25 protein-coding genes are annotated in these 18,422 nt (G+C 60.0%); 6 read left to right on the plus strand and 19 right to left on the minus strand.

Translation table 11 applies throughout. The features are described 5' to 3' along the window. Positions 1-34: 34 nt before the first annotated feature. From WBR68_RS03555 to WBR68_RS03580, 6 genes are all read right to left on the minus strand, one after another. The gene (locus WBR68_RS03555) at positions 35-1,279 is read right to left on the minus strand and encodes a phage major capsid protein (RefSeq protein WP_230693544.1); all 1,245 of its coding nucleotides are present in this window, start codon (positions 1,277-1,279) and stop codon (positions 35-37) included. 2 nt (positions 1,280-1,281) lie between these two features. Beyond that, positions 1,282-2,121, minus strand: a complete 840-nt coding sequence (locus WBR68_RS03560; protein WP_230693545.1) for a head maturation protease, ClpP-related — start codon at positions 2,119-2,121, stop codon at positions 1,282-1,284. Beyond that, the gene (locus WBR68_RS03565; protein WP_230693546.1) at positions 2,099-3,349 is read right to left on the minus strand and encodes a phage portal protein; all 1,251 of its coding nucleotides are present in this window, start codon (positions 3,347-3,349) and stop codon (positions 2,099-2,101) included. Before WBR68_RS03565 ends, WBR68_RS03560 begins: the two co-directional genes overlap by 23 nt. 8 nt (positions 3,350-3,357) lie before the next feature. Continuing rightward, positions 3,358-5,067, minus strand: a complete 1,710-nt coding sequence (locus tag WBR68_RS03570) for a terminase large subunit (RefSeq protein WP_230693547.1) — start codon at positions 5,065-5,067, stop codon at positions 3,358-3,360. A 3-nt stretch (positions 5,068-5,070) separates the two neighbouring features. Beyond that, the gene (locus WBR68_RS03575) at positions 5,071-5,589 is read right to left on the minus strand and encodes a terminase small subunit (RefSeq protein WP_230693548.1); all 519 of its coding nucleotides are present in this window, start codon (positions 5,587-5,589) and stop codon (positions 5,071-5,073) included. A gap of 375 nt (positions 5,590-5,964) precedes the next feature. Continuing rightward, the gene (locus WBR68_RS03580; RefSeq protein ID WP_230693549.1) at positions 5,965-6,297 is read right to left on the minus strand and encodes an HNH endonuclease signature motif containing protein; all 333 of its coding nucleotides are present in this window, start codon (positions 6,295-6,297) and stop codon (positions 5,965-5,967) included. 182 nt (positions 6,298-6,479) lie between these two features. Here WBR68_RS03580 and WBR68_RS03585 point away from each other — a divergent pair, with 182 nt between their 5' ends. Together WBR68_RS03585 and WBR68_RS03590 are read left to right on the plus strand one after the other, a co-directional pair. After that, positions 6,480-6,734, plus strand: coding sequence for a type II toxin-antitoxin system RelE family toxin (locus tag WBR68_RS03585; RefSeq protein ID WP_230693550.1), 255 nt, complete (start codon positions 6,480-6,482; stop codon positions 6,732-6,734). 12 nt (positions 6,735-6,746) lie between these two features. Next, positions 6,747-7,106 carry a helix-turn-helix domain-containing protein gene (locus WBR68_RS03590; RefSeq protein WP_230693551.1) on the plus strand — a complete coding sequence of 120 codons (360 nt, stop codon included), beginning with the start codon at positions 6,747-6,749 and terminating at the stop codon, positions 7,104-7,106. Here the strand turns inward: WBR68_RS03590 and WBR68_RS03595 are convergent. The 11 genes from WBR68_RS03595 to WBR68_RS03645 all read right to left on the minus strand — a co-directional run bounded on the left by WBR68_RS03595 (position 7,091) and on the right by WBR68_RS03645 (position 13,856). Continuing rightward, entirely contained in the window at positions 7,091-7,876 is a 786-nt protein-coding gene (locus WBR68_RS03595) for a DNA adenine methylase (protein WP_230693552.1), read from the minus strand. The two genes, WBR68_RS03590 and WBR68_RS03595, sit on opposite strands and share 16 nt — an antisense overlap. A 229-nt stretch (positions 7,877-8,105) precedes the next feature. Beyond that, positions 8,106-9,047, minus strand: coding sequence for a hypothetical protein (locus tag WBR68_RS03600; RefSeq protein ID WP_230693553.1), 942 nt, complete (start codon positions 9,045-9,047; stop codon positions 8,106-8,108). Between the two features lie 162 nt (positions 9,048-9,209). Continuing rightward, complete coding sequence (locus WBR68_RS03605; protein WP_230693554.1) at positions 9,210-9,851, minus strand: hypothetical protein; 642 nt, start codon at positions 9,849-9,851, stop codon at positions 9,210-9,212. Further along, complete coding sequence (locus tag WBR68_RS03610; protein ID WP_446697883.1) at positions 9,851-10,273, minus strand: putative PDDEXK endonuclease; 423 nt, start codon at positions 10,271-10,273, stop codon at positions 9,851-9,853. Before WBR68_RS03610 ends, WBR68_RS03605 begins: the two co-directional genes overlap by 1 nt. Next, entirely contained in the window at positions 10,270-10,971 is a 702-nt protein-coding gene (locus WBR68_RS03615; RefSeq protein ID WP_230693556.1) for a hypothetical protein, read from the minus strand. The genes WBR68_RS03610 and WBR68_RS03615 overlap by 4 nt, the downstream gene beginning before the upstream one ends. Next, complete coding sequence (locus WBR68_RS03620) at positions 10,955-11,788, minus strand: YdaU family protein (RefSeq protein ID WP_230693557.1); 834 nt, start codon at positions 11,786-11,788, stop codon at positions 10,955-10,957. Before WBR68_RS03620 ends, WBR68_RS03615 begins: the two co-directional genes overlap by 17 nt. Further along, entirely contained in the window at positions 11,785-12,270 is a 486-nt protein-coding gene (locus tag WBR68_RS03625) for a nuclease domain-containing protein (protein WP_230693558.1), read from the minus strand. The genes WBR68_RS03620 and WBR68_RS03625 overlap by 4 nt, the downstream gene beginning before the upstream one ends. Further along, a complete protein-coding gene (locus WBR68_RS03630) occupies positions 12,270-12,575 on the minus strand; it encodes a hypothetical protein (RefSeq protein ID WP_230693559.1) in 306 nt (101 codons plus the stop codon). Before WBR68_RS03630 ends, WBR68_RS03625 begins: the two co-directional genes overlap by 1 nt. After that, entirely contained in the window at positions 12,568-12,873 is a 306-nt protein-coding gene (locus WBR68_RS03635) for a hypothetical protein (RefSeq protein ID WP_230693560.1), read from the minus strand. The genes WBR68_RS03630 and WBR68_RS03635 overlap by 8 nt, the downstream gene beginning before the upstream one ends. Then, complete coding sequence (locus WBR68_RS03640) at positions 12,867-13,382, minus strand: hypothetical protein (RefSeq protein WP_230693561.1); 516 nt, start codon at positions 13,380-13,382, stop codon at positions 12,867-12,869. Before WBR68_RS03640 ends, WBR68_RS03635 begins: the two co-directional genes overlap by 7 nt. Before the next feature lie 201 nt (positions 13,383-13,583). Beyond that, on the minus strand, positions 13,584-13,856 hold the full coding sequence (locus tag WBR68_RS03645; protein ID WP_230693562.1) for a hypothetical protein: 273 nt from the start codon (positions 13,854-13,856) through the stop codon (positions 13,584-13,586). 90 nt (positions 13,857-13,946) lie between these two features. On the opposite strand from WBR68_RS03645, the gene WBR68_RS03650 reads away from it, so the two are divergent. After that, entirely contained in the window at positions 13,947-15,023 is a 1,077-nt protein-coding gene (locus tag WBR68_RS03650; protein ID WP_230693563.1) for a LexA family transcriptional regulator, read from the plus strand. Positions 15,024-15,468: 445 nt separating this feature from the next. Here the strand turns inward: WBR68_RS03650 and WBR68_RS03655 are convergent, their stop codons facing one another. Further along, a complete protein-coding gene (locus WBR68_RS03655; protein ID WP_127183887.1) occupies positions 15,469-16,158 on the minus strand; it encodes a hypothetical protein in 690 nt (229 codons plus the stop codon). Positions 16,159-16,723: 565 nt separating this feature from the next. Here WBR68_RS03655 and WBR68_RS03660 point away from each other — a divergent pair. From WBR68_RS03660 to WBR68_RS03670, 3 genes are all read left to right on the plus strand, one after another. Further along, the gene (locus WBR68_RS03660; protein ID WP_255695865.1) at positions 16,724-16,852 is read left to right on the plus strand and encodes a hypothetical protein; all 129 of its coding nucleotides are present in this window, start codon (positions 16,724-16,726) and stop codon (positions 16,850-16,852) included. Next, positions 16,849-17,085 (plus strand): hypothetical protein, encoded by a 237-nt coding sequence (locus WBR68_RS03665; protein ID WP_230693564.1) that lies wholly within the window; start codon positions 16,849-16,851, stop codon positions 17,083-17,085. Before WBR68_RS03660 ends, WBR68_RS03665 begins: the two co-directional genes overlap by 4 nt. 155 nt (positions 17,086-17,240) lie before the next feature. Beyond that, complete coding sequence (locus tag WBR68_RS03670; protein ID WP_230693565.1) at positions 17,241-18,140, plus strand: recombination-associated protein RdgC; 900 nt, start codon at positions 17,241-17,243, stop codon at positions 18,138-18,140. Here the strand turns inward: WBR68_RS03670 and WBR68_RS03675 are convergent, their stop codons facing one another. Continuing rightward, positions 18,141-18,389: a hypothetical protein gene (locus WBR68_RS03675; protein ID WP_230693566.1), complete on the minus strand. Its 249-nt coding sequence runs from the start codon at positions 18,387-18,389 to the stop codon at positions 18,141-18,143. Positions 18,390-18,422 lie beyond the last annotated feature (33 nt).

An 18,422-nucleotide genomic window follows, 5' to 3' on the forward strand; every position in this document is an offset into this window, starting at 1 on the left:
CTATGTTTTGGGGGCCGAAGCCCCCCCGTTCGCGTTACTCGGCGGCGATCTTCAAAGCGCGCATCGGTTCCGGGTTGTGGACGCCGCCGCCCACGCGCTTGGTCGTGTAAAAGAGCACATAGGGTTTGGCCGTGTAAGGGTCACGCAGCACCCGCACGCCAACGCGGTCATAGACCGTGTAAGTGCGCTTGAAGTCGCCGAAAAGCACCGCAATGGCGTTGGCCGCGACGTCAGGCATGTCGGGGGTTTCGGTGGCGGGAAAGCCGCCGACGGTGGCGGGCTGGCCGGCCACGTAAGACGGCTGCCACAGATAGTTGCCTTGGCCGTCCTTCAGCTTGCGGATGACGCCCTGCGTCTTGCGGTTCATGCTGAAGCGCGCGTTGCCGGTGAATGCCGACGGCAGATCGTATATGAGGTCGATGAGGCCATCCGAGGTGATAGTCGCGGCCGCCCCGCTGTTAACGGCCTTGATGGCACCGAACGGATGCTTCGCAGCGTTCGCCCCGCCAGTGACATAGGTCAGGATGCCGAAGGGCTTGTTGGCACCGTCGCCCGACACGAACGCCAAACCTTCCTGCTTGGCGAATTCGGTTTCGACCTCGCCTGCCAACCAGCTTTCAAGGTTGATTGCAGAATCGTCCAGGATCTGCTGTGTCGCAGCCGGGTTCGCATAGATTTCGCCCCAGCCAAAGCCCAGCGACGCGAAGGTGCCAGTGCCCGTTTGGGGCCGTGCCGCCGTTTCACCGACCCAGCCGGAGGCCGTGCCACCCATATTGAACAGCTTGGTATGGCCGGAGCCAGACACCGGCTGTACGTGAGCCAGTTGACGCATCGGAGAAACCAGCACGAGGCGATCCGTGATGGTGCGGTCCCATTCGACCGGAGCGAGGTAACCGCCCTGGTCGTCGGCGCCCTTATTCAGAGCGGCTTGGACGTCGCCCTTTTTGAAGTGTGCCGCGAACGCTTCGCTGTATTCGCCATCGCGGAGCAAATGCCCCTGGCCGGTGCCCATTTGCGCCGAAGCGATCTTGATGTTTGCCTCATCAACAGCGCTTTGCAGGCGGGAAATATCGGCGTTGATCTTCTCGACCTTCAGCGCCTGGAGCGCTTCGTGCTGGCCCTTCTTGACTTCGTCCAGTTGCTTGCTGTGCTCGTCCTTGAAGTCGGCGAAAGCCTTGTTCAACTGTTCGACCAGTGCCTTGATGTCGCCGGACGCGCCAGCATCGGCGCGCACGGCTACCAACCCGCGCGGTACGCGGGAATTCGATTTCACTTGCATGTTTAACCTCGCAGGGTTGAAAGAGTGGTTTGCAGCAGTGCTGCAATGTCGCTGCCAGCGCTCGGCTTGGCGTGGTCGGTAGCGCCCGGCTTACCGGTGAAAAGTGCCTTGAAGGCGTCGCGCCTGGTGGAACGGCTATAGCCAGCCTTCGCCATGGACGCCTCTATCATTGCCATGGCGCGCCGCTCGGAACTCGAATGCGGAGCTTCCGTGGTCTCGCCCGCATCAAGCAGCGTCGTGGCGAAGCCGTCATCCAGAGCTTGCTGCGCGCCGATCCAGGTTTCCTTGTCCATCATGTCCGAGGCCACCTTGACGGCAAGGCCGGTTCTGGCGGCGTAGACCTGCGCCATCGCCTCATCAAATGGAGCAAGCTTCGTCGCCGCTTCGGCCAAGTCGTGACGGTTGCCAATTGCCACGGCCCAGGCGTTGTGGATCATGATGAAAGAGCCGTGACCCATCTGAATCTCGTCTCCTGCCATCGCGATCACGGACGCCGCAGACGCCGCAAGGCCAAGCACCTTGATGGTCACCTTGCCCTTGTGTTCGCGCAGGGCGTTGTAGATCGCCACACCCTCGAAGAAATTACCGCCGGGTGAGTTGATGTTCACCGTCACATCCCGCGCGCCAATGGAACGCAATGCGCCCTGGATGCGTTTGACGGTTACGCCAGAGCCGTCCCAGGCCTCGCCGATGGCGTCATAGATCGAGATCGTCGAATCTTCGTCGGCCGATGCCGCGCGGACTTGGGGCGACCAACGCTCAAGCGCATCCGGCCGCAAATCAAAGTCAGCGCACCCCAGACGGGAATCAGCCTGGATTTCAGGCAATTTCAGGAGGCTCATCTTTATTTCCTTTCTGCGTCATAGGGTTGCGCAGTTTGTCCGCATTCGGATCGTCCGAGCGCGGCATATCCATGTTTTCGCGGACTTCGTTTTGAGTCGTCCATGGGGAGTGGCCTCCGGCCCCAAGCCCCTTCGCGAAGAAGTCAGCTTGATCCTTAAGCGTCCCACGCATGAGCGCGCGCTCGTTGTATTTCGCGACAAGTTCATCTAGCTCTCGCTCGTCCAGAAGCACGCGCATAGAAGCCTGTTCCCAGGCGGTAAACCAGAACTGAAGGGCGTACTGCACAAAGAAGATGCCCAGTTGCTCGATGCCCGACCCCCAGCTGGTGTCATCCATCATCAACAGCGGCCGGGGAACGCCAAAAGCTCGCGCCACCTCTTCAATCTGCGCGTTTCGGTTTTCGATGTGTTGCGCCTCGGCGGCCGTGGCCGAGAACTTGTTGGCCTTCGCCCCCTCTTCCAGCAACATCCACCGTTGCGCGTTGTCGGCGCCGGCATAGTCGGTATCCAGCGACACCCGCATTCGACCGTATGCAGTGTCGGAGAGCGCCTTTGGCACCTCCACCGCACCGCCGGCCAGGTTGCCGGTACGGAACACTCGGCCGGCAGCTCGTTCCGCATCCCTGGCGAGAGCGATCGCCTCGCGCGCAAGTCGCATTCGCGCCAAGCCCGTCACGCCATCGATCGACATATCGCGAAGATGGAAAACCTCTTTCTGCCCGAGGTTCAACGTCACACCATCCGGCCTGGTGTACCTGTACTCCATCTGCCAGCCGGCGCCCAACTTTGCTTCTACCGTGCCCAGTTCAAGAGGTATGAGCGCGATAGGCCGCCCAGCCGACCAGATCACGCGGGAGTAGGCATTGCCCTGCTCCAGCACATGAAGCTGCATCATGCTTTTCCACTCAAACGGCGTCTGCCAGCTGTTGGGCTTCAGCTTGAGCAAGCGATAGGCTGGGTGTTCTTTAGCCGGTGCCTTGGTTGCGTCGTTGTGCAATAGATTGAGCGGCAGCATCCCGATGGACGTCGCCAACAGCGACACACAGCGCAGCGCCGCCATGTTGCGCAGCGTCTCCAGACGCTTGCCGTAATCGCCCGACCGCATGTACTCCAAAAGGGCGGGGTCATCCAGCCCCTGGAAGCTCTTGGCTGCCGCCTGCGCAGAAACCTCCTGGCGCGACTCGGCCTCCGGCGCCATTGCGCGCCGGAATCTGTCAAAAAGTCCCATGGGTGTCCTTAGATAAATCGAATACCGCGTGTTTCGTAAACCGATCTGCCGCTTGCCTCTGGGTTCAAGGCCATCAGATGACTAGCATCCAGAAGCGCCATAAGCGGATCAATCTTTGCGGTTCCGCTTGCCTGCTTGGTGATCAGGATCGAGTTAGCACGTTGTTCGATTCGCGCGTTGCTGACGCTCCAGGCCATCATGGCGCGACCACCATGGAGAAATGTGCCCTCGGCGAGCTTTCGCTCGACGGTCTTGATCGTGCCGCCCATGCGCCAGCCCTGCGATACACCCACAAGCAAATCTTCGGGAATCTCGGCTTCAGCGAACGCTTCCGCAAATGTGATCCCGCTCGGATCGGCACCCACGCCTTCCTTTTCAGGAAATAGGCCAGCGTCATAAACGCGCCTGATGATTCGGGCCAGTTCGGCAACGTCTTCGCCAATTTTGTTGACGATGACCAGGTCGTTGTCCTGCTCGAAATCACGGAGACGCGGGGCGATTTCTTTGCGACGCTCCAGCACAGATGGATGCGCCCAGGCCCGTCCCCAGTGCAACCATCGGCCCGTCTCTGTCTCTCTGCCAATCAGGCCAAGCCCCAGCAAGTCATCCAATCCGCCGCCGTCAATGCCGCCGGTGACTACCTCCACGCGGCGCATGAAGTCTTCCAGCAGGCGCAGCCCCTTGTCGGCCTGTGCCTGCCAGTGGTCCGCCCCCGCCCAACGGTCAGACCGCAGATTCAGGCCGATTTCGACGTTGAGGTGCTTTGCCAGGAACTGCTGGAATGCGCCGTCCGTCCTGGCGCGCAGCAGCTTGAGCTGATCCTCCAGCCACTCAGCGCTGACAGAGCGGCCGATGTTGGGATTCGTGAAGTAGAAATTGGCCGGGTCAAGGTAGGCCTTAGCCTCCAGCATTTCGTCGGGGAACTCGTACAGAATCCCCAATGTCTTCGGATCGACCACTTTTCCATCACGGACATTGCGCCAGTACGCCAGCTTCTCTTTAAAAACGCCTGCGGGAGGGTCATCGCTTTGAGTGGTCAGGTAGATCACCCAGCCTTCATCCCGCGATATTTGGCCGCCAAGCGCCTCCAGGAACATCGCAACAGCGTTAGCGCGCTTGCCGAACAGCCACAATTCGTCCACCAGGATGCGGCCGGACTTCTTGCCCGACACCGTATCGGTGTCAGCAGCTACCACCTTAAGGCTATTGCGCGTTGTCCGATGGGTGATGGTGCGGATGTGGTCCTGAACGTGAAACATGTCCGACAGTTCGTCATCCGCCCGAACCATTGCGGCCGCCGGCTTGAAGCTGTTGTCAGCGACTTCCTTGGTTGGGGCCAGAATCAAATGTTCCTCTTCCTGACGCCAGCAGATGATTACCGCCGTCAGCATGATGCCGGCGGCAATAGTCGATTTCGTGTTCTTCTTGCTGATCAGCAGTCCATATTCCCGGATGCGTTGCTTTCCGGTTTCGACGTCATATCCGCCGAAGATCGCTCGCACAAAGTCAAAAACCCATTCTTCGGAGCATTCCCCGAAGGTCTGGTGTCGGTACGTCCCGATGGCCTCGTCATAGACTTGGGCCAAGTCAACGACCTTGAGTTGCTTGAAGATGCCCAGCGCATATTCGGCCTGGTCGGGGTAGATGGGCGGCGGAATGATCGACTTGCGCGTGCGCAGGCGTTCCGCCCAATCCGGGCACGCGGTTGTCCAGGTCATGACCTAGCCTTTCCCGACAACGCGCAGATGCGTGGGCGGCGGCGGTGGCGCAAACCGACCGCCCGCCGCCTTGGTCGCTGCCTCCTGTTTGGCGCCCTTCTTGCCCTGCTCAGCGATCTTTCCGTGCGTGAATGGCATCAGAGCCTTCGCAGCCTCCATCCGCAGCTTTGGTTCTTCGCCGAGGTCATTCATGATTGCCACCAGCACGGCACGCGGATCTGAGGTCAGGCCCAGCGCTTTCAGGCCGACGCTTTCGACGGAATCGGTAGCGCTTGCCTCAACATTGGTAACGGCCGGCGGCGGCCCGGCATCCGGCTTTTTGTTAACCGCTTTTTTGTTAACTCTTTTGTTAACCTCGACGGTTCGTCCCAAAGCTGCCAGCACATGCTTGTCACGCATCAATCGAGCGGCTGCTTGGGCCGCCCCGTTTTCGCTGTAACCCGCGTGGATAGCGGCTTTCGCACCGGATAGACCCGACAGCAGCGCGTCGACGAAGCGGCGCTTTTTGTCGGTTAATGCCATAGGTTTTGGTTAACAAAAGTGGGTTAACAATTTTCTGAAATGGGGAAATTTTCTGTGCGTGAGGGAACAGGTGGTTTCCAGTCCGGCAACCCGCCAGACTTTCACCCCGCCCCCCCTCTGCCGTAGCCCCTGCCGCCCGCGTACAGGGCCACCAGGACGCGACGCCGGAGCGGCTGGGCGCGCACCATCACCATGACCATGCAACGCGCTACGGCCTTCTGGTGACGCAGACGGATAGGCCGCGCCTGATCCATCGGCTCACCTTGATCGCGTCGGGGGTTGCCCCGCTGATCAACGCGGCGAACGCCACGCCGGACAGATACCAACGCACCCACCACGCAACGCGAACCGAGACCGAGACTGTGTGCTGTGCCATTACGGGCGGCCCCTGTATCCCATGTCCTGCCGTGTCTTGGCGTCGTGGCATCCGACCTTGCGTCCGTGCGCGTCACGGGACACGCACAGCACCTGGGTGTTTGCGTCGGTGTCATCGCCGCCATCGAATAGGCTTACCTTGTGGTCAAGCTCGAAGCCGTTCGGGTACAGGGTCAACGCTCCGCAACGCGCGCAGTGCGGATCAGCGGACCAAACGCGCAACCGACGATCTTGCAGCTTGCGGCCGGTCATCCGCTTTGCGCTGGGCGTGGGCGCGGCCGCAAGCCTGGACCCGGCTGTTGCGAGCCGTGGCTTAAGTGTCTTGAGCTTCATTGTGTCCCTTCGTGTTCTCGCCGGGTGCTATCTACTGCACACCGCCCGGCGGCGATGACCCTAACCCCGCACGCCATGCCCAGCGTGCAGACCCCTGATAGCGAAGGGGCGAAAAGCTATAAAAATACTTGTATTCCTATATAGCTTTCGCTATAATCTTTTCATACCAAACGGAGCGCAACATGTTCAAGATCAACTGGGGCAAGAAGGCGAGAAAGCAACTGGCAAAGGTTGACGGCTCTGACCGCAGCCGCATTGCCCACGCCGTCACCGCCCTGGCTGATCTGCCAAACGCTCAGAACGTCAAGGCCCTGACCAAGCACCAGTACGGCTACCGTCTCCGGGTTGGCAATTACCGAGTCCTGTTCGATGCTGATACCGTCATCCGCATCGTGGAAATTCAAGAAGTGAAGAAGCGCGACGGCAACACCTACTGAAAGGAACCAGCCATGAACCTGCATCCCACCATCGTGGAGGCCGACGGCAAGCCGGCCTTTGTCGTCCTGCCCTACGCCGAATATCTCGAACTGACCCGCGCACAAACCGCGCCTGTCCCGTCTGACGTGCGTATTCCCGCCGATGGGACCGTCCCGCATGAGGTCATCCTGTTGATGACCGACAATGGCTGGAGCATCATCCGCGCTTGGCGCGAATACCTCGGCGTGACGCAGATTGAAATGGCGTCCCGCCTTGGCATCCGCCAGCCCAGCTATGCAGCCATGGAAGCGTCTGACGCGCACCCACGTAAAGCCACACGTGAGCGCATCGCAGCCGCACTGGGCCTTCAGTTTGATCAGGTCGATGCCTGATCTTGGGCTGGCCAGCTTTGGATCAGTAGCTCGCGCCGGGGCACTCCCGCGCCACCGGCCACCGTGTACCGGATGTCCAGGACGTGCATGGGAAACCCGGCGAACGCTTGCCGCATTTCCGGATGATCGTTGACGCTGACCAGCGCGCGGCCTTTCATCGTCCGCATGGCGTCCGCCATCGCGGCATATTGCTCAAGCCCGAACTCGACGCCGTAGCCAGCCGTGGCCCAATAGGGCGGATCCATATAGAAGAGCGTGTGCGGCCGGTCGTAGCGCTTCACGCAATCCAGCCACGGCAAATGCTCGATGAAGATGCGCGCGAGGCGCAAATGCGCCGCTGACAGTGTTTCTTCCAAGCGCAGCAGGTTCAGGCCTGGCGGGGAGGTCGTCGCCGTGCCGAACGTCATGCCCTCCAGCTTGCCGCTGAAGCAGTTCTGCATGAGGTAGTAGAACCGTGCCGCCCGCTGAATGTCGGTCAGCGTTTCGGGCCGGGTCTCCTTCTGCCACTCGAACATCTGGCGGCTGGACAGCGCCCATTTGAACTGGCGCACAAACTCTTCCAGATGATGCTGCACCACCCGGTACAGGTTCACCAGATCGCCGTTGATGTCGTTCAGCACCTCTACCTTGGCTGGTTCCGGCCTCGCAAATAGCAGGGCCGCGCCCCCGGCGAAAGGTTCGACGTAGCAGGAATGTTTCGGGAAAAAGGGAAGAATCTTGTCAGCCAGGCGGCGCTTGCCACCCAGCCAGGGAATGATCGGTTTTGCCACTTGTGAGCGTCCATGTAAACTGGCCCCCGCCTGTACAGGTGGGACGGCCTTGGGTCGATCACGGGTCACTCCGTGTTTCAGCTGTCAATGAGGGAACTCGCGATTCTCTCGTTGTCGCCGTCTTCTATAGATGCCATGCAAAAGCCCCGACCGGAGAATCCGTATCGGGGCTTTTTCGCGTAATGTCTGAGGAAGTCCGGGGACCCTGTGCTACCAGGCGAAATCCTTTCTAACTCAAAGTCGCCAAGGCAAGTTTGTTAATCGGCGTGGTCTTAATCTCGATTTCAAATGCAGAGAACTTGTGCATGGCGACGCGTCGACGCAATTCGCCCGCGACATTTTCGAGAATTTCCGCGTGCTCCGAATAAACCACGAACAGCACCCTCAGTGGCGCGTTGGTATCCGAAGATTCTAGAAATTCTTTCGCCGCTCTCAACACCGATGTCAGGTCTGCTAGAGCTGAACGAACTAATCCAGCGGAACCGACATAGTGAGTTTCAATCAGAGAAATGGATTCTTTGGAGACGGCGACGGCGTCAACCACCAGATCCCCCACCTTCATGTTGTATTGAACCTGTTTGAAACGACTCGACGCTTCCATAAGCGCAATGTTTTTCATGAACTCGCGCCTTTTCATCACCCCCAAAAATCGCTTATCGGAGACCGAGGCCTCGTCCTGGGCAAAATCGACGGGGGCCGTTGGGCCTTTTCCCCCCTCCGGCGCGCTAGGCTCACCACTCCGAGGGGGAATCTCATTCGCGCCCCCAGCAGGAGTTCGATTCGATCCATTGCCGCCACCATCTTCCTGAGGTTGATGCAAAACGCCTTCGGCCGGGCCATTAACTGAGTCGAGCAAAGCGGCTGCTGTGTCGGTTGCAACCTTAATTGCTAGCTCGCTAACCGTCGCTTTTCTCATCAATGCATCCATGAAGTGTTTCTCATCACGGAAATCGGAGGGGCCATATAGCGCATCACGCTTGGCCCAAAGCGTGACAAAGAAAAGTACGACCAAGAGGAAAGGAAACAACATCAAAAACCACACGTACGTTGCTTGTACCCTCTCAGAAAGAAATGGCAACACGACTGCGCCGCTGACTTCGGCGATGACCGCAAACATCGCAATGATCGTGAGTGGATTTTTGACAAGTCCCACATGGGATACGGCCGACATTGATGCCTCCAAGTTTGAAGAATCATATCGGAATGAAACCAAAACAGTCTATTGACAATAAGAAAAGCCCGCATGCGGCAGCATGCGGGCTCTTTAAACGCACTTATTCAAAGTGACTAAACAGGGCGAACTTTAGCAGAGAAAATTCAACCCTGCAAGCCCTCAATCGCAGAGGCCTTTCGCCGACAACAGATCGGCCGCGTACTCCATCGCCAACGCTTCCACGCCCTTCTGTCCCGCGTCGCGTCCGCCCCCCTTCACCTTCGTGGTGCGCGTGCCATAGAGCCACAGCTTGATCTTGCCATTGTGGTTCGTCGCCGTGGCCGCACTCACGCCAGCCCGTTCGGCGGCATCTGACAGCTTCAATTCTTTGCCGAAGTACCGGGCCACGATGGCGTCACGCAGGACGCGCGGCGTAGGATGTGCAGACAAGGCTTCGCACGCCGCAGCATCGGAGATCTCTCGCACTGCCGCCAGCCAGTCATGCCGATCTACGGTGCCCTGGCAGCATTTGCAGCGGTCTGTTCGGGGCGCAAAGCGCGCAACCAGGATGGCGCGGTACAGACGGGGCAGCGGATCCAGCGCCCCGAAGACAAAGGCGGCCTGCCCTGCTCCGTCAGTGCCACCCAAGCCCTTACCCTCTGACGGTGCCTGCGCCATGCGAGCCATCATGGGCTTGTCATACACCTGGTCGGTGTGGTTATAGGCGAAGGTCAGCGCCGCATGAGGGGTTGCAAACAGTCGGCTGGGTTTCGCCTCTACGACCGGGGTCGAAGCCAGGCGGGAAAGAGTCAAGGTGGTCATCAGATAATTCCCGGGGAATAAGTCACTTTCGCGGGCAGCATTTCCCGCATCCATTGCATTGCCGCTTCCCATCCGAGGGTTACGGTATGCCGCCCCCGGACTGGAAAAATCTTCGGGTTCACGTCGTGGGCATCGACCATCACCGATTCGCCACGCGCCCCCGTTTGTCTGTAGATCAGCACCGGTACGCCCTGTTCGCCGGCTTGCTGTTGCGCTTGGCGCCACCATGCGGGCAGGCAAAGCGTGTTGGCGTGTTTGCATTCGATGCTGATGCGCGCGAAGGCCGGATCGTCCGCCACCACATCGCTATCACCAACCGCGTTGCGCACGCGCCGCCGCCACACCTTGCCGGTTGCCTCGGTCAGCATGTTGGCAACCTTGCGCTCATACGACGCGCCTTTGTTGCGTGCCATTGCGCTCATGCTCGCGCCCCCTGGTCCGGGTAAGCGTCCATCGCAGCCTGCGCCATGGCAATCACCGTGGGCGAGTACTGCGTGCCGCCCTTCTTCACTGCGTCCAGAATGCGCTTTGCCCCTCGGCGGGGGTCGCGTCCCGACTCGTTCAGAATCGCGCCCGCCCCCATCGCCTTCAATGCCTTGGCCGCTTCTTCCGGCGTGGCTTGGGTAGCACCCGGCGCGGGCAGTGCAGGCGCAGGCGTGGGGACCGGGTGCCATTGGCCGCGCGCCATCTCGTCACCAAATGCCCGCTCCCACCGCGCCTTCAGCACCGCATAGCCGCAGTTCAGCAAATCATGCGTACCAACGGCCACCGCTGCCCAGTAAATCGCCGGATGCGCCCAGTTCCCAATTTCGCCACGGCGGCGCGCGGTCATTCCGGCCACCGCGTCATGGAAAGCAACCTCGGGCGTCATCCAGGGGCGGCACAGGCGGATGAACTCGGGCAGCGTGGGCGGCCAGTCGCGGCTCAAGCAAGCAACGATGCCCACTCGGGCCTCCGCTTCGGTAAAGCCGGCCAGCATCTGATTCCAAGATTGCTTGACCTCGCGCGGCGTGAGCCCTTCCCACGCCTGGGCAAACTTCGTTCCATACATGAGGCGCAATTCAGCGACCACCAAATCGCCAATGCCATTGCCAGCGGTCGGATTAGTGAGTTGTGACATCGATGATCCCCATGTCGATTTCGGTTTGCGGCACGCCTTGCGAAAGCGACGCGCCCATTTCTTCGTTCCAAGACGCCCGCCGTTGGGCCGCGCTCTGCGGGCGGCTGGGTCGTGCCGCACCGGATCGCAGGACACGTTGCAGGTAGGCAACCGGTTCAATGGCCTGGTCATCCACGCATTGCTGGATGGCCCGCACGATGTCGGCGTCGTCGTGCCCCTTGCGGAACATGCCCAGCATGGAGCGGGCTTGCTTCTCGGGCTGGCCGGCAGCGATCAGCAAGGGCAGGCCCAAGGCGAAAATCTTCTCTACGGCTGATGGCGGCTGCGGCGGCGTGCCGCCCGTTCCGCCAGGAACGGAATATTGGTTCTTGGTTATTGGTTCTTGGTTAGGGTTACGACTGGGTTCTTCCTGGCCCCCGACTGGGTTTGCTTTCGCATCCGTTTGGGTTTCTTCTGGCGACCCATCAGAAACCGACTGGGTTTCGTTGGGTTTCTTCTTGGGCCTTCCGCCAGCCTTCCCGTTATCCCGGTTGGTTTTTGCCTTCTGCTGGTACGCGGCGATTTCGCTATCCGCTCGCTTATTGCGCCATGCCCCATCCACAAGCTCGAAGAACTCTTGCAGGATCATCGGCACAGCCGCGCGCTCTTCCTCGCTGCGCGCCCCCACCCACCGGCAGACCTGTTGCAGATCGTCCTTGATGGGCTGTTCCTCGGCGTAGTAACGACGCAGCAGGCGGCTGTAGATGGCGTCTTCAACCAGGCTCAAGTGCATCGTGGCCTGGGCGTAGTCGCCGATGTTGTGGCTGTAGTAGTTCATTCGGTGACTCCATAGAGCGCTTGAAAGCCGCGCTCCGCTTCCTCGGGCCACTTGCCCAGGTCGATGATTCGCTGGCGCGTAAGACGCAATCCAGGGATGAAATAGCTCAGCTTCATTTCTCTCGGAGCCTTGGACTGGTCCAGGAAGAAGTGGCAACCGCCGCAGGCGAACGCGATGGCCCAGTCATGAGCCTTGATGCCCTTCCCCTTGCCGTCTCGCGTCCGATTCGAATGGGCCGATACCGTGCTTTCAGTTCCGCCCCAGCAGTAGCTTGGAACCCGCGTGAGGCATTCCTCGCCCTTGGCAAGCGCCAACAGCGCGGGGTTGCGGTAGACGGTCTTGGGCTTCTTCTTGCGCTTCTTGCGCGCCTTGATGGCGGCACGGGGCGGCGGCATTGGGGTGGTCCGAATCGGCGCAGCGCGCATCATCGGCGTGGCGCTGCGCTTCATCGGCGTCTTGTTCTTGAGGGGGGTGCGGCGCATCAACGACATTCCGCCCCCGATGCAGCTTTGACCCGCCACCAGTACGGAAACTTCCAGCCATTTGTGTGGCGCTTGACCAGGCCGGCCTGGGTCGCATCGAACAGGAACGACTCCACCGCGCGGGCCGCAGCAACAGCGCGCGACGTGCTGGGCCACGGGTCCACCGGCACCAGAGCGGGCTGAACGATTTCCTGTAGCGCCTTGATATCGACGCGGCGTGGGGTGTCGATGATGGCCTGCTTGACGGCCTCTACCGTCTCGGGCGGCACGCGGTAGCCACGGAACATATGCAGGCAGTCAGCCATAGATGCCGCTCCAGTCCACAAAGGGCTTGCGAACGGCCTCATGAAAGAGCGTTGCCGCCTTGGCGTTGTGATCCAACTCGGCCCGACTGGTGATGCCGCATGCATCGCGGACAAACTGCGCTGCGTGTTGCTGGGCCGAAACGCCCTCGGGGGCGGCGCCAACGCGGGAAACAACCCACCGCTGAAACTTCGCGCCGTTGCACATCATTGCAGCCGCGCGCGACAGCGCCGCCCCCTTACGCTCCGTGGACGCGATACGCGCCCGCACGGGTACACCAGAAGTTCCACGGGTCAGCATTGCACCCTCGACACATTGCGAGCGCCACGGAACGCCAAGACGGCCAAGTCCATGAAAAGCGTGTACAGCGCGCTCCGCTCATCGGGGTCGATTTGGCCGTCCGCCATCGCTTCTAGGGTCGACGCATTCAAGCCTCCGACCGTGGCGCCTACCTTCAGCACCTTTTCGTGGATAGCCTTCAATTCGTCGGGCCAGCCCTCCGTTGGCGGCGGCGGCACGTCCAAGCAGGTGAGCCCATGCTCGACCATCGCGTAGGTCTGCGCCCAGCGGTGGGCTACTTCAGCGCCCCCGGCCTTCTGCGCCAGCCATTCGGTCAGCAAGTCCGCCATTTCGAACGTGATCGACTCGCCCTCTTGGCCGCTCAACTTGGCGCGCAGCGATTCGTAATGGATGCGCTTGCCCCGTCGCTCAGTCAAAAAGGTGGCCGCGTCTTTGACGCCGCCGGGCGCATTGCGCACATCGTTGTAAAGAACATCAAGCCAGTGGTGGGAATTCAGGCGGCTGGTCATCGGGCATACCTTGGAATCGGGAAATATCAGGGTTTCGGCGGCTCTCCACCGTCCCTAAGATGTGAAGCATGGAAATCGAACTTCAGACATCCAGCGGGCCGATCTGGACCTTGTCGTCGGACGTCTGCGGCACCTGGGCCGGCTGGTCTGCCGGCGTGGCCGGCGAATTGGCGCTATCCATCGGCGCTCTCCATAAGGGTCTTAGGGTGACGTGGGCGCGAGAGGCTCGTGGGGCTTGGGACCACCGTAGAAAAAGCCGAGCAACTCGCCGTGATCGAAAGGCGCGCCAAACTCCTGGCTCGCTTTCCACAGCGCATCCATCGTTCCCTTACGAGGCACCTTGCGGGCATACAGGAGGTGCGTTTCGATGTACGCGACGGTCGTGCAGGCCCGGCTCGCGAACTTCGCCCGATCGTCAGACGAAAGGGCGAGGTAGAAGGCCTTGAAGCTCGGTTTGGGTTTGGCGATGTTCATAAGCCAGGATGCTATTACCTTTTTGGTAATAGATCAACCAAACGAAGTTACCCATTCGGTTTATTTACCTATAAGGTAAACCCAGGTCCAATGACCACCATGAAGTCCATCAAAGAAATCCGCCGGGCGAACTTCGCTCGCGCCATCGAGGAAAAATGCTCCGGCAATCAGACCGAGGCCGCCACACGCCTTGAGTACTCCACGCCTTCCCTTGTGAGTCGCTATGCGACCGGCAAAAAGGACATTGGCGACCGTGCCGCACGCAAGATGGAGGAAGCGTTTGGACTTCCGATTAATTGGATGGACGCCGATCACACACCGGCACGCGACGACGACGCAAAGGCCCCGAGCGATGCTCGCCCTTGGCCGTTCCCTTCAATAGCAGAAGCTGCCGTTCGGGCTTTGCCCGCAGGGCAATTGAGTGCGCTCGAAGGGGCTATGGCTTTGGCGATTGCTCAGTTGAATCTGGGCATTAAGGTAGCGGCTCCGCCCCGGCCGCCCGAAGCCAACGCTCCGCGTGTCTTGCGCGGCGGCCTCTATGCCGACGACGGGGCTGATGAATTTCCGATGCGCATTGCCGGCCGGCCTGTGGCTCCCTGGGATGGTGGGACTACCACCATACAGACAGAGCCAGCAGTCCAATCATTACGGATCAGCCATGCCGAGAACGTCGGGCATGTCCCGCGCGCCGGCTATTCAGCAAATGACCAAGAATTCCTTTCAGTGCCCGAACTCGATGTCAGGCTCGCCGCTGGGAAGCTGGGCATCGAGAACTACGAAGAGACATCTATCGGCGAAATCCTTCTGCGTCGATCATTCCTGGAATCGTTCAAGCTTCCGATCGAGCGCATGAAGATTGTGTATGCGGACGGCGACAGCATGGAGCCGGTTATTCGTAATGAGGGGCCGATGCTGTTTTATGAAGAGGCGGTGACAGACGTCCGACTGATTGATCCGCGCACGGTCTACGCCATCAACCATGGCGGCAAGATGATCGTGAAGTGCATCTCTCGCGAACGTGACGGCACCTGGCTCGCCAAGTCCCTGAACCCCGCCTATCCGCCCTTCCCTTTGGAAAAGGAGGACGGCCGCGATGTGCGCATTGTGGGCCGGATCCTCTGGTCGCCATACGACTTACGAAATGGGGTCGATCAGCGCTTGCTGTAAAGCGTCTCACCCACTGAATCAGCCGCCTACGGGCGGCTTTTTTTCGTCCGTATGACCTGGCCGCGAGGCGCTGTTGCGCAAGTGCGACTATCGAAGTTACCCAGTTGGTAAACAAATGCAATGGATAAGTTACCGTTTTGGTTTGACCATTATTACCGTTTCGGTAATACTGCACGCATGCATCGGCTGAAACACACCATGCACCGCTCTTTAACAACTTAGGCCGCCCGCCCCCGAGAGGGAGGATGGGCGAAACAGGACAACCAGGCGCAAGCGCGCCCCCGGACCCTGTGTGCATGGGCCAGCGCGCCCAGGTAACGCCCAGCCGGGCGTGGCGACGATAACCCCGGCCTCTTCATCCAGCCGCTGAATGCAGGTCGCGGCCATCGCCAAGTGCCGTGTCTACCTAAACCGATCAAGCCGGCTAAGCACCTCGTTTGCTGTGTTAGTCCGGCAACGCGGTGACCGATACATCATTGAGCATGGGTTCTTTAGAAGGTGAGAAACCCACGCTAAACGTCCGAACACCCCGGTGCCCGCCGCCGTCCATAAAGGCCATGCGGACAAGCATTGGTGTCAAGTCTTCACGTTTATCCGCGAAAGAAAAAGTGAGCTCCCCCTGATGGGGGAGCACATCTTTCGACAGCTGAGGAGGAGTATTTTTCCTTCCCTCGAACCATGCAGTGAATTGGGTGACCGTCGCGCCGTGGTTGCGTAGCGAGAACTTATATTGCTGCCCATCGCCAGAACCATAGCCACCCGCATGCGCCAAGATGAATAAGGGAGACAGAGCTCTTCTCTGTTCCTCCCTTTCACGCTCAAAGGCTTCAATCTGAGCATTTACCTGCAATTTGGTGACCTCAACTAAGGCATGCTGCTGCTCAACGGAACTTCGCAACTCTTCGGCCTGCAATCGCAGCGCCTCGGTACTTTGCTTGAGTTCCTCTCCCTGTTGAAAGTAGCCAAGGATCAGCCATAGAAGAGCCAATGGCCCGACAACGCCGGCTAGAAAGTCCCCAACCTCATTGGGCTTCATATCCGAAAACTTGTCCCATTCGCCCCACCCCAACAAGGCTGCGGCGACTAGGTACGCCGCAGTAATCGCAATTCCGATCCAGGTAAGTTTTTTGCTCATCACTCTTTCCTCCAAGTGGTCGGATTCTAGTTAGAGCGATGTGGCCACGCAATTCATCCCGGTATCTCCCGATGCCCCGCGCGCGGGGCATCGGCAGGCGCTGCCCGATCCCTCAGCAACCCTACCCCCACCCCGGAGCTTTCACCATGGTCGCCATGATCATCCGTTTCATCGAAGAACTCATCGACGCATTCAACTTCGGCAGCAGCATCAACAAATAGCAGCCCAAACGAATGACCCTACCAGCGGTTTAAAGTCGTTCCGCTATCTACTTTGTCGCCCTCGGGGCAATCAAAGTAGGTCAACCATGCCACTGAAAACCATTCTACGGGTCGTTCTGCGAACCGTGTTCTACGTCTGCGTTTGCGCCTGCCTGGCGGGTTGCGCAACCCTGCCGATACTACCCAGCTAAGGCAAACCCTTCCCCCGGTCCGCCCGGGGGCTTTGGAGAGCGGGCCAGCGCCGCAACGTCACCGGCTCCGAAAGTGACTTTCGCTCGATACCATCGCTCGCCTTAACCGGCCCGCTCTCCTAAGCCCACCACCGCGCGTTCGCGCACATCCCCATGCCTTCAACCATCCCCGCCATCTGGTGGGGCCTGGCCCTGTTCGCCTTGGCGGCGGTGGCCCTGGTCCCCGCCTGCGAATACCTCAACCGCCGCTATGTCGCGGCCGATCCTTGGAAAGCAACATGAACGCAATCACTGCATCCGCGCCGGCTGCGCGCCGCCGCATTCTGCCGTCCATTGCCCAGGTGGCCCGCAAAGCCGCAGACCTCATCGCCCCCCGTGACCACGCCGGCAAAGGCAACTGGAGCAAGGACGCCAATATCCCTCGCGTGTGGGCGTGGTCCGCAGGCATAGCCTTCGCGGCGTTCTTCCTTTTTGGCCGTCAAGTACTCAGTTGGTTGCTGAGCTTCGCGATATGAACGGCATTGAATTCATCGTGCGGGACCGCGCAGGCTGGTGGCCGCCGATTCCGCTACCCCGCCGTCGCATTCCTGCCTCCGAGGTCAGGCAAGTGAAACCCCGCGCTCGCAGGAAGCCCCGAAGCGCGCAGAAACCCATTTAAACGGAGTTCCTCATGTGGTTCAGAAATCTCAAGATTTACCGCCTCTCGGCCGCCTGGACATTGTTCGGCGATGACCTGGAAGCCGCTCTCGCGCGCCAAGCATTCCAGCCCGGCAACAACTTGGAAATGCAGTCCATCGGATGGGTCCCGCCTCGTGAGAATGGCGGCTTGGCCCACGTCGTGAACGGCCAGATCCTGCTTAGCCTGCGTGCCGAAAAAAAGCTGCTGCCGGGCACCGTCGTGAACCAGGTCGCCAAGGCGCGCGCCCAGGAAATCGAAGAGCAGCAAGGCTATAAGCCGGGCCGCAAGCAGATGAAGGAAATACGGGAGCGTGTCACCGACGAGCTTCTGCCCCGCGCGTTCAGCATCTATCGCGATACCCGCGTGTGGATCGACCCGCTGAATCATTGGCTTGTAATTGACGCAGCCGCCTCCGCCAGGGCCGACGAGGTAATCGGAATCCTCGCTAAATGCATCGATCCGTTCCCGCTGGAAAACCTGTACGTCGCACAGTCCCCGGCGGCGGCCATGACCGGCTGGCTAGCCGAAGATGAAGCGCCCAACAACTTCAGCATCGACCAGGATACCGAACTCCGGTCATCGGGCGAAAGCGGCGCAGCAGTCCGCTACGTGAAGCACTCCATCGACGCAGAAGACGCGCGCCGGCACATCCAGTCTGGCAAACAATGCACCCGCCTCGCCTTGACTTGGGCCGACCGGATTTCGTTTGTCCTGACCGAAGGCCTCGATATCAAGCGCGTATCACCATTGGACGTGATCAAGGAAGGCAACGAAGGCCTCGCCCCAAACGACGACGAGAAGTTCGCTTCCGACATGATGTTGATGACGGGTGAACTGGCCAAGATGATGGCCGAACTGGTCAACGCGCTGGGTGGTGAAAAGCGAGTTTGATCACCGCTTGTCGGCTTTGTTTGCAGTCAGAGCATCAACAAAGGCCCTTCCCCTCGCCTCTCCGTCCGCAGTGGCTGAGTTGGGGTCAGGAAAAGCTATCCCGGACACAACCTGCTCGTAGTCGGCGTCCTGTGGCTGCACGGTCACGTTTGCCCGCCACAGGCCGGTGGTGAATCCAGGCATCTCGCCCGACACCTCGCGGACGCGCACGTAAACGCGGTGCCCCTGGTAATCGAATTCCTTATCCATCACCCCGCCCCTTTGGTAGTCCGTTTGTAAATC

Origin of the sequence: Achromobacter sp. JD-1 (genome assembly GCF_038594925.1) — a bacterium.
Taxonomy (GTDB): domain Bacteria; phylum Pseudomonadota; class Gammaproteobacteria; order Burkholderiales; family Burkholderiaceae_B; genus Achromobacter; species Achromobacter spanius_C.